The organism is Apibacter sp. B2966 (genome assembly GCF_011082485.1).
In the GTDB taxonomy this organism is placed as follows: Bacteria; Bacteroidota; Bacteroidia; order Flavobacteriales; family Weeksellaceae; genus Apibacter.
The window spans coordinates 1,613,395-1,631,007 of record NZ_CP049714.1 but is presented as its reverse complement, the minus strand read 5'-3'; the positions used below and the strand labels follow the sequence as shown (position 1 = coordinate 1,631,007).

General features: G+C 33.2%; 7 protein-coding genes. All 7 read left to right on the top strand.

The window, feature by feature from the left end; all coding sequences use genetic code 11:
* The first annotated feature begins 17 nt into the window (after nt 1–17).
* The 7 genes from G8C43_RS07080 to G8C43_RS07050 all read left to right on the top strand — a co-directional run bounded on the left by G8C43_RS07080 (nt 18) and on the right by G8C43_RS07050 (nt 17,585).
* Nucleotides 18–4,277: a PAAR-like protein gene (locus tag G8C43_RS07080; protein ID WP_166005090.1), complete on the top strand. Its 4,260-nt coding sequence runs from the start codon at nt 18–20 to the stop codon at nt 4,275–4,277.
* 7 nt (nt 4,278–4,284) lie between these two features.
* On the top strand, nt 4,285–5,556 hold the full coding sequence (locus tag G8C43_RS07075) for a hypothetical protein (RefSeq protein WP_166005088.1): 1,272 nt from the start codon (nt 4,285–4,287) through the stop codon (nt 5,554–5,556).
* An 896-nt stretch (nt 5,557–6,452) separates the two neighbouring features.
* Complete coding sequence (gene tgt, locus G8C43_RS07070; protein WP_166005086.1) at nt 6,453–7,583, top strand: tRNA guanosine(34) transglycosylase Tgt; 1,131 nt, start codon at nt 6,453–6,455, stop codon at nt 7,581–7,583.
* The gene (locus G8C43_RS07065) at nt 7,541–8,680 is read left to right on the top strand and encodes an LptF/LptG family permease (RefSeq protein WP_255448671.1); all 1,140 of its coding nucleotides are present in this window, start codon (nt 7,541–7,543) and stop codon (nt 8,678–8,680) included. Before tgt ends, G8C43_RS07065 begins: the two co-directional genes overlap by 43 nt.
* Nucleotides 8,681–8,706: 26 nt before the next feature.
* The gene (locus tag G8C43_RS07060; RefSeq protein ID WP_166005084.1) at nt 8,707–8,904 is read left to right on the top strand and encodes a hypothetical protein; all 198 of its coding nucleotides are present in this window, start codon (nt 8,707–8,709) and stop codon (nt 8,902–8,904) included.
* Between the two features lie 5 nt (nt 8,905–8,909).
* A complete protein-coding gene (gene tsaB / locus G8C43_RS07055) occupies nt 8,910–9,572 on the top strand; it encodes a tRNA (adenosine(37)-N6)-threonylcarbamoyltransferase complex dimerization subunit type 1 TsaB (RefSeq protein WP_166005711.1) in 663 nt (220 codons plus the stop codon).
* Nucleotides 9,573–10,082: 510 nt separating this feature from the next.
* A complete protein-coding gene (locus G8C43_RS07050; protein WP_166005082.1) occupies nt 10,083–17,585 on the top strand; it encodes an MBG domain-containing protein in 7,503 nt (2,500 codons plus the stop codon).
* Nucleotides 17,586–17,613: the final 28 nt, after the last annotated feature.

The window sequence follows — 17,613 nt, the reverse complement described above, 5'->3', positions numbered from 1 at the left end:
TAAAAAAAACTAACTCCATGCCCGATAAAAAACCCGATCATTTAGCCTTAGTAGTAGAAGGAGCTTGCGTAAGCTGCAACCGAGGAAGCATTCCCGAATGTATTTTAAAAGTAAAGCATAAGGACGATGACAAGTACCTGGCCAACCAAAAGAAAATAGCCACCTGGCTGGAAGATGACCAAGACCACATGAATTTTGGATTGTGTAACCGAAGCAGCCCCCAGCCGGCCTGCATCCCGCAAATTTCATGGAAAGATTATTATCAAAACGCCGAATTCGGCAAACAAAAACCACTGACGGAAGCTTCCTACGGGGAGTGTAAGTATAAAGGGAAAATCACCATTAAAAACCACGGCCAAAAGGTCAAACTCTCAGCAAAAATTTTTAAAAAACACCTCAGGGAATCGTATGATATTTTTATGATAAGTCCGAAGATTGCGGCTTCATTAGGAAATACCATTCCTTCGGTAAGCAAAATAGATTTGGTTTCTTCAAGCGTTCCCAAGCAAACGATTCCCCCCCACCGAGAAGTGTGCTTTGAAATAGGCGGAGCGGTTAAAACAATCACCCTTCAGGCCACGGTAAGGGAAAAAGACGATGCCAGTCTGGTCAATTGGGCCTACTACAAAGGAGATACTCAAAAAGACCGAATAAAAACTTATCTGGAATACGGAAGCACACACCAAGTAAACCTGGAAGAGTTACCTGAAGGCAAGACCACCATCTTCGGATACGGAAAGGTTCCCATAGGCGATTCTACCAAAATAATCATCCATCGCAAAGCAAACAAACTCGAGGAAATTGTTGTCAACGCAAAGCAGGTTTCCAAAGAGAAAATCGTGGAACTTCCCAAAAATACTCCCACCTATTTTACCCCTCGCTATACCTTTCCCGATTCGCTAAAAACCAAGTTTTTTATGTTGCAAGGCATGCGATGGCGCATCAAAGATTTGAACGGAACGATTTTATATACGAATGCTCCGGGATTTTCTGCCGATCATAAAAACAGCCCTTTGGGAGCGCAAATTCTCTCGGGAAGCCTGATGGCTTCTTTTCGCAACAGCGGCTCTTATGTTATAGAATTGGAAGACCATAATTATGTTCCGATGGGAATGTTGCCTAATCGGCGCATGTTGACCGTAAAAATAAAAAACCGATCGGCAGAAAATATAGTAAACCTGGGAAGCGACAAGATACGAAAAGACGGCATTTTTCATCTGAAAGTCTCGAAAATCAAGTATAATTACGAAGGAATGATCGGATTAGGGAATCGGGTTTTTTGGATTGTTCAAAAAGACGGGGGAAAAGCCATACGGTTAGGACTTAAAGAAGAGTTAAAGATCAGTGTTGCAGCGCTTGTCGAAGAATTCAAAAAACAAGGGCAGCCTGTAACCGACCTTTACGGGATTTATAAATTCCGAGCCTTCGGGGAAGATAAAGACTCGGCAGCTGTTTTGGGAAAAGGTCCGGATACGGCATGGATTGAAGTGGGCAAGAACCGTTTGGAAAGCATCAGCGGTCCTGAAAAACTACCCGTGGGAGCTGAAGCTGTCTATAAGATCCAACCCTTGATGCCTCTGCAAGCGGGAGAAATGCCACAATGGACCGAACCGCATTCTGTCGAGTTGAAATGGAGTCTGTCCTCCGACCGTCAACAAGCGGTTTTACGAATGGACAGGAAAGATAAAGTTACTTTTTCGGCCCAACTGAAGGGAGAGGAAGTAAGTGATCGTTCAGTAGAAAAAACCGTACAAGCGGAAGAGGTTTTTCTGGAAAGAGCCTTGTGGTGTTACAAAAACGGAACCAGAAGGACCGAGACGGGCTGGGAGGAAGAAAATTATTTCTACCTTAGTTTGAAAGGGCTGGAGAGCGTTGGAATTAAAGTAACGATTTGGGCAGAACATCCCAACTTTGAACCATTGGAAACCTTCCGCCGACAAGAATGTTTGATAAAAGAACTGGATGCCGTCTTGGATAAAAAAGGAAGTTGTCAACTTTCCTTTATTGTGGACCGGGAAAGTAAAGAAAAGATACAAACCATCAATCCCGACCCTAAAGTACAGACCAAACTTTTTTTTACGGTGGAATTTACCTCAAAACAACCGTTGGATCTTTCTCGCATATCCTTGATCCACCGGGCAGACGGTCAAGAAGTGGAAACGGTGCATATAGACGGGAAAACGTTATATTTGGTATTGGATCGCAGAGAATATTTGAAAGTCCCTGCTCCTGCGCGCATTACTTCTTTGTGTTTTTCTAATGAGGCAGCGGATGATGTTCAGATAAAGACTACTGAGTACGGCATAAAACATACGGTTTGGGTACATACCGTGGGTATGGCTAAGGAAAAACTGACGGTGGTTGTGTATAAAAAATTGGGGGCGGATGATTGGGCGGATTCTTATAACGAAAAGCAAAAGTCCTTTATGGTGGCAACACAGGCAAAAAGGTATGAGGCAGAGGTGGTGGGGACCGACGGCTTACTGTCGCTGGATTTTACCCCGGAGAGGGACTCGAACTTTCCGAGCCCTCAGGTGTTCTATATCGCCGTTTTTAAGGAGGAAAAGGATACGAACGATGCAACGGTTTGGGTGGAATTGGAATCTCAGCTGAAAACGGTAAACAGGGATTCGTATGAAAAGGTTTTTAATGAGGAGTATTCGCAGGTGGGCATAGCCATGCCCACTTTGGAGGAAGGGCAAACTCCTACCGCGGAACAATTAAAAAAGGTGGAATCTGGTTTTTTTCATTTTTTTAATCCGCTCTATGTTTCTGATCTGGGAAATCTTGAAGATTTATCTTCTGTTTCTTTGGTTACCGTGGCCAGGGGGAAGAACTTGATGAAAAAACGTAATTGTTATTGTCATCGAGATTTTACCGAAGAAGAAATGGAACAATTGCTGATCCATATGAACGGAAATACGAAACTGTGGACCGACGGATTGATTAATGACAACAGCGTAAAAAGCTTGACTAGGGAATTAAACCAAATGTTTCGCAGATATGGTATTAATACTTGCATACAAAAGATTACTTTTTTGGCTCAAGTAAATGCGGAAACGGGATTTTTTAAATTATCGCAAGAAAAACCGAGTAAATATAAATCCAGTACTTCCTTTTATAAAGGGAGAGGATTGATTCAACTTACCGGTAATTTAAATAAGGATAAAACTGCTTACGATGATCCCGGGCCTTATGAAGACTATGGAAAATATTTAGCAGACAATGGATATCTGGAAAAAGGAAAGGAAGGAATATTTATCACCAATCCTGATTTGATATCCAAAGATCTACATTATGCCATAGACAGTGCCGGTTGGGAATGGGAGGTTTTTAAAAGGGTTTCAACATGGAAATATGATTCAAGAGATTCTAATCAAATAAAAGAAGTTAAGGCATGGAAAAGGGAGCGTTTTAGTAAAGGATTAGATCAAAGTTTAAACCGATTGGCTTTGGTTATGGAAGAAAGTGGAGAGGAGGAAAATTATTTTTGGTTGCAGTCTAAAATACTCAACGGATATTCGCCCGGTCATAAAGATAAACCTGATCCGCATGGTTGGGAAAAACGCAAAGAAGGGCTTAGAAAGTTAAAAACATGGTTTAAGTACGACAAAGCTGTTTGCAAAGGAGAGAAAGAGTTGGAATTTATAAGCGGCAAAGGCAGAGCGCCATGGATGGAAACCGCTATTCAAGAGATAATTAATTACGGCGGTAAACATGAGAAAGCAATTGACAAAAGAATAAGAGAATATCACAAAGCAGGAGGACTTTCAGGTAGTGGAAGTGATGTAGCATGGTGTGCCTCATTTGTATCCTGGTGCTTGGAGAATTCAACGCCCAAATTTGAATCACCTCATTCAGCTAGTTCAAGTATGTTTTTCAATCACAGTACATTAGAGCCTTGTGAGGCGTTCTTTGGTGCCATAGCCGTATTTTCAGATTGTTATTCAAATGGAAAAATGAAAGGATCAGGACATATAACCTTAGTATATGGAAAATTATTAGATAAAAACACCTATATTGGTTTAGGGGGAAATCAAGGAAACATGATAACCCTTTCACCTAATTATAAATTTGATGGAAGCACATTCTATTCTTATACCGAAAAAGGAATAAAAATATATAAAAAACTTAGAGGTTTTTTTAAACCTAAAGGATATGTTATTAAAGAAGAAGATAAACTGAATAAAAATGATGAATATGCCACTATCAATGAAGCAAATAAAAAATTAAACCAAAAAACTCAAGATACCAGTAAAGGAGAAAGTTCAAGATAAAAAATATATGAAAACCAAATTATTATTAATAAGCACAATCACCCTTTTTGCAATAATGAATTGTCAAGAAAAAAAAGAAGTAAGTCTGACAAACAAAAAAATAGAAGAAAAAAAAATGGAAACATCTAAAATAAAAGAAGTACTGATAAAACAAATAAAAGAAGGTGCTAGTTCAGAATATTGGGGGGAAACATATGGAAAGGAAGATTTAGATGCCTTAGTACAAATTGAAGACACTATTTTAAAAAATAATGGATATAAAACACCTGAAAGGGAGGTTTTTAATCAAAAAATAAAAATGATTTTTGGAAGAATTATAGATAATAATTCTAAAAATCAGTATTTAAAAATAGATGCTTATGAAAATTCTAAATGTAATAAAGAGTTAGAATTTTATCCATATTCTGCAGATGCACAATATTTATATGTTGATAAAAAAGATCATTTTATAACTTATTTTGATGCTATCCCTAAAATTATAGATTATCAGAAAATATACCCTGAATTATCAAAATATGAAGAAAATTCATATACGATTGATACTGCAGATGGTGTAATTGAGGTATCGATGTGGAAAGATTTAAATAATTTACCGCAAGAAAGATATTTTAATCAACAGCGTTTAATCTCACGAAACAAATATTTATTTACTGACGATAAAAGCCAGTTTCCATGGTTGGTTACTAAAGATGACTATTTTATGAGGCGTTTAATAACTGTTTTTGGTTATACGGAGGATAAAAGACTATTGAAGTGGGCACTTGAAAACACCCATCTTCCATTTTTTCATACTTATGCTAAAGACAATGATTTGGAGGAGTTGGGAAAATTATTATGGACTAAAGATTGTAATGGAGAAATACGAGTTCATCAAAATACCTTAGATATTCTAAAAGAAATGTCCACCCCAAATGAAAATTTATATATTATGTATGTAGCTGAATATCTTACAAATTTAGAACACCTAAATGCTAACAAAGAATTAAGTGATGCGCAAAAAGCCAAAATAGCAGCTCATTTGATGTATTGGGGAGAGCAATATAAATACGATAAACTTTATGATTATAATCAAATGTTTATGGGGCATTTTTGGCATTATAAGGATGATGGCACTTATGATAAAGAATTTAAAAAGAACAACTATTATGGCTTACCCAAATTTAAAGAGTGGTATGAAGCTGTCAAAAAAGAAGAAAATCTATTTTTAGATGATCAGACTATACCTGATTCACCACAACCTTTAGATTATAAGCATAAAGCAAGACCGATAAGAAAATAATTATTTTTTAAATAAAATTTAAGATAAAGACAACTTTAACATAGACACTTGTGCTCGAAAAGCACATTTTTTTGCACAATCTCGCGAAGAATCGGGCTTAGATTTGAAAGGAGCCTTAGAAGGTGAAAGTTTAAATTATGCTGCGGAAATTTTCATTAAACTTTAAATAGTTCATATTGGGCTTGCAAAGTTTTTAAATGAGTTCCAAAATAAAAAAAATAATTTTATTTATCAGAAACTATTAAAATAAGTTAAACAATAAAAAACACAGGATTGACTACTTTCACATAAATGTAAACCGAATTTGATGGATGGATTAAATGAAAGTTAAAATGACCAATAAGGGTACTATTCAATCAGTTTTGAAAACAATAGAAAACAAAAAAATAAAATACCCGTTTAAAAGTCAATACTATATTTCTATATCTAATAAAATTTGAAATCAATTCACAACATTACATATTTTCCAACCCTTACGGGTACTTGCTATTTAATTTATACCATTATGATTTAAATTACCTAAAAGCGATTCACAACATTCTTACATCAAGTTGTTCACTAGTTGTTATTATGAAAACTCGGTATATCTAATAAAATTTGAAGCAATTCACAACACTAAGTATACTTCATTGTAATAATTAAAGTTGTGAATGATCACTAAAACATCATATTAAAAAAGCACTATCAGCATAACATCATCACTCTTTTAGAGACAAAATGATTACAATTTTGCAAATATATAAAAATTACCATTCTTTATCCAAGAATACTCTATTTAATTAAATATCAAGCTCTACATTTAATAAGCAAAATAGTCGAAATTAACAGGTTACTTTAAATGTTAAAAAACATCCTTTTTTAGAATATTTTTTAAATCAGTTTATATATTTGCATTTATGTTTTTTAGTAGTAACATTAAGGATAAAAATTCTAAAGCAAGAGCAGGTATTTTGCAAACCGATCACGGAAAAATAGAAACCCCTATTTTTATGCCGGTTGGAACGGTTGGATCAGTAAAATCAGTACATCAAAGAGAACTAAAAGAAGATATTAAAGCCCAGATCATTTTAGGAAATACTTATCATCTATATCTTAGACCGGGCACCGATATATTATACAAGGCCGGTGGGTTACATAAATTTATCCATTGGGATCGTCCTATCCTTACAGATAGTGGCGGTTATCAAGTATTTTCTCTTTCTCAAACTCGGAAAATCCAAGAAGAAGGAGTAAAATTTAAATCACACATTGACGGATCGTATCATTTTTTTACACCTGAAAAATCTATGGAAATCCAACGGTATATCGGAGGGGATATCTTTATGGCGTTTGATGAATGTACCCCCTATCCTTGCGATTATTCCTATGCTAAAAATTCATTGGAAATTACACATAAATGGCTTAAACGTTGTGTGAAATGGTGTGATGAAAATCCGGAATTTTATAATTACAAACAACATTTATTCCCTATTGTACAAGGAAGTACCTTCGATGATTTACGTAAATTTTCAGCAGAATTTATTTCCTCTGTCAATGCGGATGGTAATGCTATTGGTGGGTTAAGCGTTGGAGAACCGGAAGAAGAAATGTATCGTATCACCGATTTGGTAACCGATATTTTACCTCTTGAAAAACCGAGGTATTTAATGGGTGTGGGTACTCCATGGAATATCTTGGAATCCATCTCTTTAGGTATTGATATGATGGACTGTGTAATGCCTACTCGAAATGCCCGAAACGGTATGCTATTTACCTGGGAGGGCGTTATTAATATTAAAAACAAAAAATGGGCGGATGATTTTTCCGAGCTGGATCCTAAAGGTACTGCTTTTGTTGACCATGATTACTCCAAAGCCTATCTAAGGCATTTGTTTTCTGCTAATGAATTTTTAGGAAAACAAATTGCTTCTGTACATAATCTTGCGTTTTATTTAGACTTGGTTAAAACCGCTCGTAAACATATTATAGAAGGTGATTTTACAAGTTGGAAAAAATCGGTCATTCCGCAGCTAAGAAACAGATTATGATTACTATTTTAGACCGGTATATTATTCGAAACTTTCTGGGAACCTTGTTTTTCATGCTGCTTCTTTTAATTGCTGTTTTTGTAATTATTGATATTCAAAGTCATTATCAGGAATTCAGCGAAAACGGATTTTCCGTATTGGATACCCTAAAATTATATTATCCGTTTTATGTTATTTGGGCAGTAAATGTTTTTGCATCCATACTGGTTTTTATTTCAGTAATTTATTTTACCTCTCGAATGGCAAATAATACGGAAATTGTTGCCATTACCAGCTCAGGGACCAGTTTTTTCAGATTTTCACGACCCTATTTTATCGTGGGAATTATGATTGCGTTAGGTTCTTTCATGACCAATCATTTTCTTCTTCCTTGGGCAAACATTAAAAAGAATGAGTTTAATGTAAAAATTCTTACCGGTAACAAAAAAGATGCTTATATGGCCAATCAAAATATATCTGCACAAATTTCTCCTACAGAATATATTTTCGTTAACAGCTATAATCGTCAAATGAAGAGAGGAACGGGGTTTTTATATCAGAAATTTAATGAAAAAAGAATATTGCTGCATGAATTACGTTCTGCTGAAATTTATTGGTCAGAAGAAGACAATACCTATGTCTTAGGCAACTATTACGAAAAGGAAATGTCTTCTAATGGAAATATAGTATCTTTAAAAAACGGAAGTACTTTAAAAAAACATTTTAATTTTACTCCTGATGAATTACTGCCTGAAGCCTTTGTAGCAGAAACTATGAATACTCCTGAATTAAGAGAGTTTATAAAAAAAGAAAAGATGAGAGGTGCTAATAATGTAAATATCTATCTTAATGAGCTTCATCAAAGAACGAGCTCATCTGTAGCTGTAGTTATTCTTACCTTCCTTGCCTTATCTCTTTCTTCAACCAAAAAAAGAGGCGGATTAGGAATAAATTTAGCGATTGGTATATCCTGTGCTTTTTTGTATATATTTTCTTTCCAAGCCTTACAAGTATTCTCTTCCAAAGGAATTTTACCTTCTTGGTTTGCAGTATGGCTCCCTAATATTATTTTTGGTATAATTACTTTAGTCTTGTATGTAAAACGCGCATACGCATAAAAAAAATAAATAATACTACTAATACGATGAAAAAAAAGATTGCAAATTTTATAGCATTTATAATTGGTATTTATTTTATTATCCGTTCGTTTTTCTGGTATAACCGCTCGCAAGGTGATCCCTCACAAAATAATTTTTTTGCGATCGTTTATTTTTGCATTGGAATAGTTGCCATTATCATTCAATTAGTTGTAAATTACCTTAAGAAAAAGAAAAAACAGTAATGGCAATCAACATTCTTCATATAGAAACCTCTTCAAAAAACTGTTCGGTAGCGATTGGAACTGACGGTAAAATAAATTCATATTGTGAAGAAATATCCCAAGATTATAAACATAGCGAAAATCTTCATTTATTTATTCAATGGGCTCTTGAAGGTGCAGAATTAGCACTTTCAGATATCCACGCCGTCTCTGTAGGAAAAGGCCCCGGATCTTATACGGGTTTACGTATAGGATTAGCATCAGCCAAAGGGTTTTGTTTTGGAAATGATATCCCTCTAATCTCCATAAACTCTTTATATATTTTAGCCGTTCCCTATTTAAATTCCGAGTACGATTATATTATCCCTGTTATTGATGCGAGAAGGATGGAAATTTACACGTCTGTCTTAAATAAAAAAGGTGAATATTTAATTGAGACTCATGCTCATATTTTAAATGAAAAATCTTTTGAACAAATAAGTTCAAAGAAAGTACTCTTTGTCGGAGATGCTGTTGAAAAAACTGAGAATTTCTTGAAAGAAATTTCATTTCCTTTGGAAAACGCTACCTTTATTAATGCTTATCCTCAAGCAAAAAATATGGTTGATCTCTCATATAAAAAATTCCAACAAACTATATTTGAAGATGTTGCCTATTTCGATCCTTTGTATTTAAAAGATTGGAAATAGTTTTCTCAAATAACTATTCCAAACTAGATCTTTATACTTTTAAAGTAAAGTTGATTGTAATAACTTATCTAATTACATTTACTCTATACTAATGTAGCCCAATAATTTATAAAATGGTTTTTTAATTTTAAAATTATTTCTACAATAAGATTAAAAATTATTTTTTTTATAAAATTATTTTTATAAAATAAAATCTATTATATAATTCTTACACATTTAATTTATATCTATTAACAATAATTCATCTAAATATAAATAATTTTATTATATAATAAGTAATTTTATACGAATATTCAGATAAACACCTTAATAATAATATAGAAATATTTGTATTTTTGCAAAATTGTGTGTGTGTAATTAGTTTTAGTTTATGTTATTTAAATAGTTCTTACTATCAATTTATTATATTTGTTCATATATTTCTATTTAAATATTCTTTATTAATCAGATTACTTCATTCACTTTGATAATTTAATTAATTATTTAATTTTTTTGATCAATAGTTGATTTATGAAACATCTATATTTTGTTCTTATTTTACTGCAAACTATAGGCATTGGGTCCCTTTATTCGCAAGAAAAAAATTCAATACTTACAGAATCTTCTCAAACACTTAAAGAAAGAACCTACCAACATCTAATTATGTATGGACAAAGTTTGTCCACCGGAGCTCAATCGTATCCCGCTCTATCTACCGAAAATATTGAGGGAAACTATATGATAGGAGATCAAGTCTGGATCGAGCAGGGAAATACCCATTTCACAGAATTTAATCCGTTGAAAGCTTCCACTGCCATAATGTACCAAAATTATCCTAAAAACAGAGCATCCATCACGTTGGCGGAAACTCCTTTGGTAGGCCTGGTAAACCACTTACAATTAAAGCAACCCAAAGCAGGTATTAAATATCTGGCTTCTTCCGATGGAGAAAATGGAAAAAGCATTGAAGCTTTATCTAAAAAAGGGGCTTTACAAAAAAATTATTATAATGATTATTTTTTAAAATCAGTTGAATCTGCTGCAAATATTGCCCGAACTAATGGTTACAAAATGGTCACTCCGGCTATTTTTTGGCTTCAAGGAGAATACAATTATTTTACTCTTCATGATGATAATAAAAGTGGTGCTACTCTTGACAAATACGGTTATAAAAAGCTTCTGGTTGAATTAAAAAATGATATGCAGAAAGATATCATGAATGCTTATGGGCAAACTAAAAAACCGGTTTTTATTACGTATCAAGTAGGATCGTTACGAAATGATGATAATCTCAATATTGGACTCGCTCAATTAGAGTTATCAAATACATATGATGACATTATAAATGCCGGCCCAATTTATCATTTGCCACACAGAGGAATTCATATGGATGCCAACGGATACAGATGGTATGGTGAAATGTTGGCAAAAGTGTATTATAAAACCCAAGTACTAGGCGAAGATTTTAAACCTTTACAACCTAAACAAATCTATCGTATATCTTCGAATTCAGTGGGGATTATATTTCATGTACCTCAACCACCTATGGTATTTGATACCAATCTTGTGCAAGCACTTCCCAATTATGGATTTAAAATAAAGAATAACGGGGTGGAACAAAAAATATCTGAGGTAAAAATCGATTCGAATAATAATACGATAATTATTTCTTGTACAAATGCTATTACCGGAAATGTAGAGGTCATATACGGGCAGCAAAATATATTTCATAATAAAAAATTATTGATTAAAGCCGGAAACCTAAGGGATAGTGATAACTATCCTGCTTTTTTTACTTATGTAGATTTGGATGCTAAAAAGGATGGCGAATATATCTATCCAAGAGAAAAATCAGAAACAACCTTAAGACCGGACAATGAACCTAAAGATAAGGACGGGAGTTTTTTACATGGCAAACCTTATCCGTTATTTAATTTTAGTGTAGCTTTCAGTTATACTCTGGATGCCAATAGATCTTCAGTTTTTATGCCCGGTTTCAGATCCAAACAAGACATTTTATATGTTAAAAAAGGTAGTAATGGAGACGGGAGCTCTTGGGAAAATGCTTTGGGAGAATTAGCTGATGCTTTAAAAATTGCTGAAGAGCAAAATATGGGTAATAAGATACAGGTTAACCAAATATGGGTTGCTAAAGGTTCTTATTCTCCATTATATACTGCAGGTGATGGAGGAAATGCTAATGATCGTTCATTTGTACTACCGAAAAATGTAGAAATTTATGGTGGATTTACAGGAACAGAAACATCCGTTAGTCAGAGAGATTGGAAAAATAATAGTACTACGCTCCAAGGGGATAATGTTTACCATGTTGTTATTTCATCAGGAGATGCCGGAAAAACAGTTCTTGACGGATTCACTATAAAAGGAGGTAATGCAAGCCTAGCTACTAATGCATGTAATAAAAAGCCTTTTTATACCTTTTGTCACATTATGCTTAATAATAGTTGGATTTTTACAGGATATGGAGGAGGAGTTTATCTTTCCAATTCATCGCCCAAATTAAAAAACTTGATAATATCGGATAATAATGCCGTAGATGCCGGAGCAGGTATAACAATTGACGTATCCAACTCTTTCTTAAACAATATAACTATTACAAATAATAAATTAATCAGTACTAATGCCATAGGGGGAAGCGGTGTCTATACTCTTAAGTCATCTCCTTTATTACAGGATGTATCCATTACTAATAACAATATAGAAACTACAAATGTTAAAGCAAAAGGTGCCGGAGTATACAATTTAGATTCAGAAAAACCTAGATTAAATAATGTAATAATTTCCGATAATGCTATTATTAATTATAAATATAAAAATGCGATTGGTAAAGGAGGCGGTATTTATATTGAAAACTCAAACTTACTGTTAACAAACTCTCTAGTCGTTAGGAATAAATCCGGCGAAGGAGGAGGTATTTATATCGAACGTTCAAATGAATCTGAATTTACAAATGTTACCATTTCAGATAACGAAGTTTCGGCTAACAAGGGCAGTGGTTTATATTGTAATTCTGCTGACCCAACAATTTACAATAGTATTATTTGGGGCAACAGACCCAATACAACCTCAAATGATGAAGGTAAAAAACCTATTTTTAATTATAGTTTAGTTCAATATAATTTTTCCACCGATAATTTTAATTTAAGCGGTCAAACTGATCCTTTATTCGAAGACGGATATAAATTAAATCCAAACAGTCCGGTTATAAATAAGGGTAATAATGAGTATATAATTTCGACGAATAAAGACTTAGACAACAGCCCTCGAATTGTTAACAAAACCGTAGATATAGGTGCTTATGAATATCAAAATGAAACCTCATGTAACAGCTTTAATGATATTACAATTAATGACACAGAAGTAACTTATGATGGAACACCTAAAGAAATTGTTTTAAATGATCTTCCGGATCATATAAGTGCAGAAATCAAATATAAAGGTATCGGGAATACTTCTTATAATGAAAGTTCTGACGCTCCTATTGATGCCGGAACTTATTTAGTAATCGTTCAATTAAAAAATAATTCTGAATCAACCGATTGCGAAATAACTCTTACGGCAAATTTGACTATCAATAAAGCTATAACTGAAATTGTCTCGGATGATTTATATACCTACATTTACGATGGAAAAGAAAAGAAAGTATTCGCTTCCCATAATCATACTGATTCTTCAATTACCTATGAACCTCAACAAGAATATATAAATGCCGGAGGGTATACCATAACAGCAAAATCTGCTGAAACAAAAAATTACCTTGCCGCAAAAAAAGATATTATATTAGTTATAGAAAAAGCAAACTTTACTAATATATCATTACCTGAAATGAGTGTTACTTATGATGGTTTAGAAAAATCTATGGAGGTTACCGGAACTGTACCGGCAGAAACCGATATAGTGTATGAATACGAAGGCATTAATGCAACATCCTACCCTAAACAAAAAAATAAACCTGTAAATAGTGGTACTTACCTTGTAACGGCAACAGTAAGTAACCCTAATTATAATACACTGTTGATACAAGGTAAATTACTAATTAATAAGGCAAATTTTAACGGTATTAAACTTAACGAGAAAGTAACTACTTACAATGGTGATAAACATAATAATGTTATCACTGTTTCAGATAAACTTCCCAACAATACCGAAATAAAATATGAATACGAAGGAGTTAATCATACTTCATATCCTAAAAATACAGAAGAACCGATTAATTCCGGTACATACCTGGTGACAGCCACTATAACAAACAATAATTATAATACACTGATTCTAAACAACTACCTTATAATAAACAAAGCTGAAGCAATTATTACAGCTGAAGACGAACAAAGTTTTATTTATGATGGTAATGAGAAAAATATAAGTGCCACTCTTAATCATTCGGAAAGCCAACTTCAATATTTACCTAAAAATAAATATATTGATGCAGGAGACTATGAAATAAACATTGAAGCTCCAGAATCAGATAATTACCAAAAGGCCAGCAAGAAAGTAATATTAAAAATTAAAAGGGCAAAAACTGTAATTACAGCCCAAAGCATACAAATATATACATATGACGGCAAGGAAAAAACTGTTACCGGCTCTATTAATCACAAGGAAACCACCATTGATTCTCATCCCCAAAAAGGATATATTAATGCCGGAGAATATTCAATAACATTAAAAACAAAACAAACCAAAAATTATGAAGCAGCATCATTTGATGTAAAATTAATTATTGAAAAAGCACAATCCATAATTTCTGCAGATGATGTACAAACCTATTTCTATAATGGTAAGCAAAGAAACATTTCTGCAACTTTAAACCATAATGAGGCAGATTTAACCTTTAGCCCTCAAAAAGGCTTTACGGAATCAGGTTCTTATGATATTGTTATAAATGCACCCGCTTCAACAAATTATGAATCCGTTTCAAAGAAAGTTAAACTTATAATTAAAAAAGCGGAGGCTTTAATCACCGCTAACGAAATTCAAACATATACTTTTGATGGAACAGTAAAAAATGTAGTTGCTCAATTAAACCATGACAAAGCCATACTAACCTATTCTCCACAAAGAGGATATACAGATGTCGGTTCCTATAAAATTATTGTTAGTGCTCCTTCTACCTCTAATTATGAAGCTGTTACTAAAACCATTACTTTAAATATTAATAAAGCTGTTTCTTATCCGTCAACGATTAAATTAGAAAGTAAAACATTTACTTATGATGGTAATCCACATAGTTTATTTGTTGAAGGTTATCCGGAAGGCACACAAATTAATTATGAAAATAATGATAAAATTAAAAGCGGAACATATACAGTAACCGCCACTTTAATACATAAAAACTATAAAGACGCTCAATTATTCGCTCAATTAATTATTAATAAAGCTCCTTCAATTATATCCGCTGAAGATTTACAAAATTTCACTTATGATGGTAAAGAAAAAGTTGTAACGGCTTCGCTAAATCATAATGAGACATCCTTATCTTATTTTCCACAACAAGGATACAGTCAGGCGGGTAAATATACAATTACCGCTAAAGCTGCAGAGTCTAATAATTATAAACATTCTTCAAAACAAATTGTTTTAAACATTGAAAAAGCTAATGCTGAAATTACGGCCGATGAGGTACAAACATTTACTTATGATGGAAATTTAAAAAAGATATCAGCTACCCTTAATCATAATGAAACCGAATTAACCTTTTCACCGGTAAACGGATTTACAAATGCCGGAGAATATACAATTACCATTTCTGCTAAAGCAACTGATAATTATAAATCTGTTTCTAAAACCGTAATTTTAAGAATTGAAAAAGCAGAAGCTTCCATTATTGCAGATGATACGCAAATTTTTTCATATGATGGTTCTGTTAAAAATGTAAAGGCTATTTTAAATCATAAAGAAGCTCATGTAACATATAGTCCTAAACAAGGATATACTGAGGTAGGATCCTATGCTATTACAGCTAATGCTCCTGAAACATCTAATTATAAAAAAGTTTCTAAGGAAATTATGTTGAAAATTAATTATCCTAACAAATTCCCGACTTCTGTGAAGTTGGAAAATAAATCTTTCACATACAACGGAGAACCTCATAGCTTAGTAATTTCCGGATTACCGGAATCTACCCAAGTTACATATGTAAATAATGAACATATAAAGGCCGGCTCATACTTGGTTACAGCGATATTAACTCATCCTAATTATGGTAAAGCAGAGTATACCGCTACCTTAACCATTGATAAGGCTAAGGCAATTATTTCCGCTGATGATGTACAATCATTTATCTATGATGGTTTAGTTAAGAATGTGACAGCTACCCTTAATCATACGGAAACTGATTTAATTTATTCACAAGGATATATTAATGCCGGGGAATATACTATAAAAGTTAGTGCTCCTGAATCTGATAATTATAAGGAAGTTTCTAAAATAATTACTTTAAAAATTGAAAAAGCTATTACAATAATTTCAGCCGAAGAGATACAAATTGCCACCTATGATGGAACAGTTAAAAAAGTTAATGCTTACCTAAATCACAACGAAACAGCAATCAATTTTGTCCCTAATGAAGGCGGCTATATCAATGCAGGAACTTATAAAATAACCATTGAAGCTCCAGCCACTCAAAATTATAAGGCAGCATCCAAAACTGTAACATTAAAAATTAATAAGGCTGATGCTGAAATTATCGCTCCTGAATTCCAAACATATGATTATGATGGAATCGTTAAAAAAGTTACTGCCAGACTTAATCATGACGAAGCGGTAATTTCCTATGAACCTCAACAAGGATATACAGATATAGGAATTTATATAATTACCGCCAGTGCTCCTGAAACTACTAATTACAATAAAGTTTCAAAAGATATTAAATTAAAAATTGTTGCAACTAATTCATTTCCGGCTTCTGTCTTATTGGAAAGTAAATCATTTATATATGATGGCAAACCACATAGTTTATCGCTTACAGGTATACCGGAATCAACTCAAGTTTCTTATGAAAACAATGGTCATACAAATGCCGGTTCCTATTTAGTTAAAGCTAAATTAAATCACCCTAATTATGGTTCTGCGGAATATACGGCTACTCTCACCATCGATAAAGCTCCGTCCATTATTTCCGGTTCTGATACGCAAACATTAACTTATGATGGTTCTGTAAAAAATGTGACAGCTACCCTGAACCATACAGAATCAAATTTAATTTATAGTCCACAAGAAATTAGAAATGCAGGAGAATATGTTATTACCGTTTTTGCTCCGGGGTCCAAAAATTACAAAGAGGCATCCAAACAAATAACTCTAATAATTAAAAAGGCAGTGGCAAACATTTCTGCTGATGAAAGTCAAAAATTTACATATGACGGTTCTGCAAAATATGTAACAGCGACCTTGAATCATACGGAAACTAATTTAATTTATACGCCACAGAGCTTTATTAATGCGGGTATACATAAAGTAACCGTAAGTGCTCCTGAAACTCAAAATTATTTGGAAGTATCTAAGCAGATATCTTTAATAATTGAAAAGGCTAAGTCTGTTATTTCTGCTGATGACATACAAACTTTCATTTATGATGGTTCGGTGAAAAATGTCCAAGCCAATTTAAATCATAAAGAAACTAATTTAATTTATTCTCCTCAACAAGGATATATTGAAGAAGGTTCTTATGATATTACCATTACCGCTAATGAAAGTTCAAATTATTTATCTTCTTCTAAAAATGTAAAACTAGTTATAAATAAGAATTCACTGGGAGTAGATGATATTACAGTTGAAGATGAAGAAATTAAAATAGCACCGAATCCGGTTTCAACTACTTTAAAAATAGCTTTCTCAAAACCACTGGCTAAAAAAGAAGCAATTAGCATCTATGACCTTATGGGTAGATTAATTATGGAAACCACCATTGCTCCGGGAGAAAAAATTAAAGAAATCGATTTTAACGGTTATTATTCCGGTGTTTATATTTTAAAATATAAAAACAAAGTATTTAAAATCGTTAAAGAGTAAAATAATTTTCAAATAACTACAAAAAAAG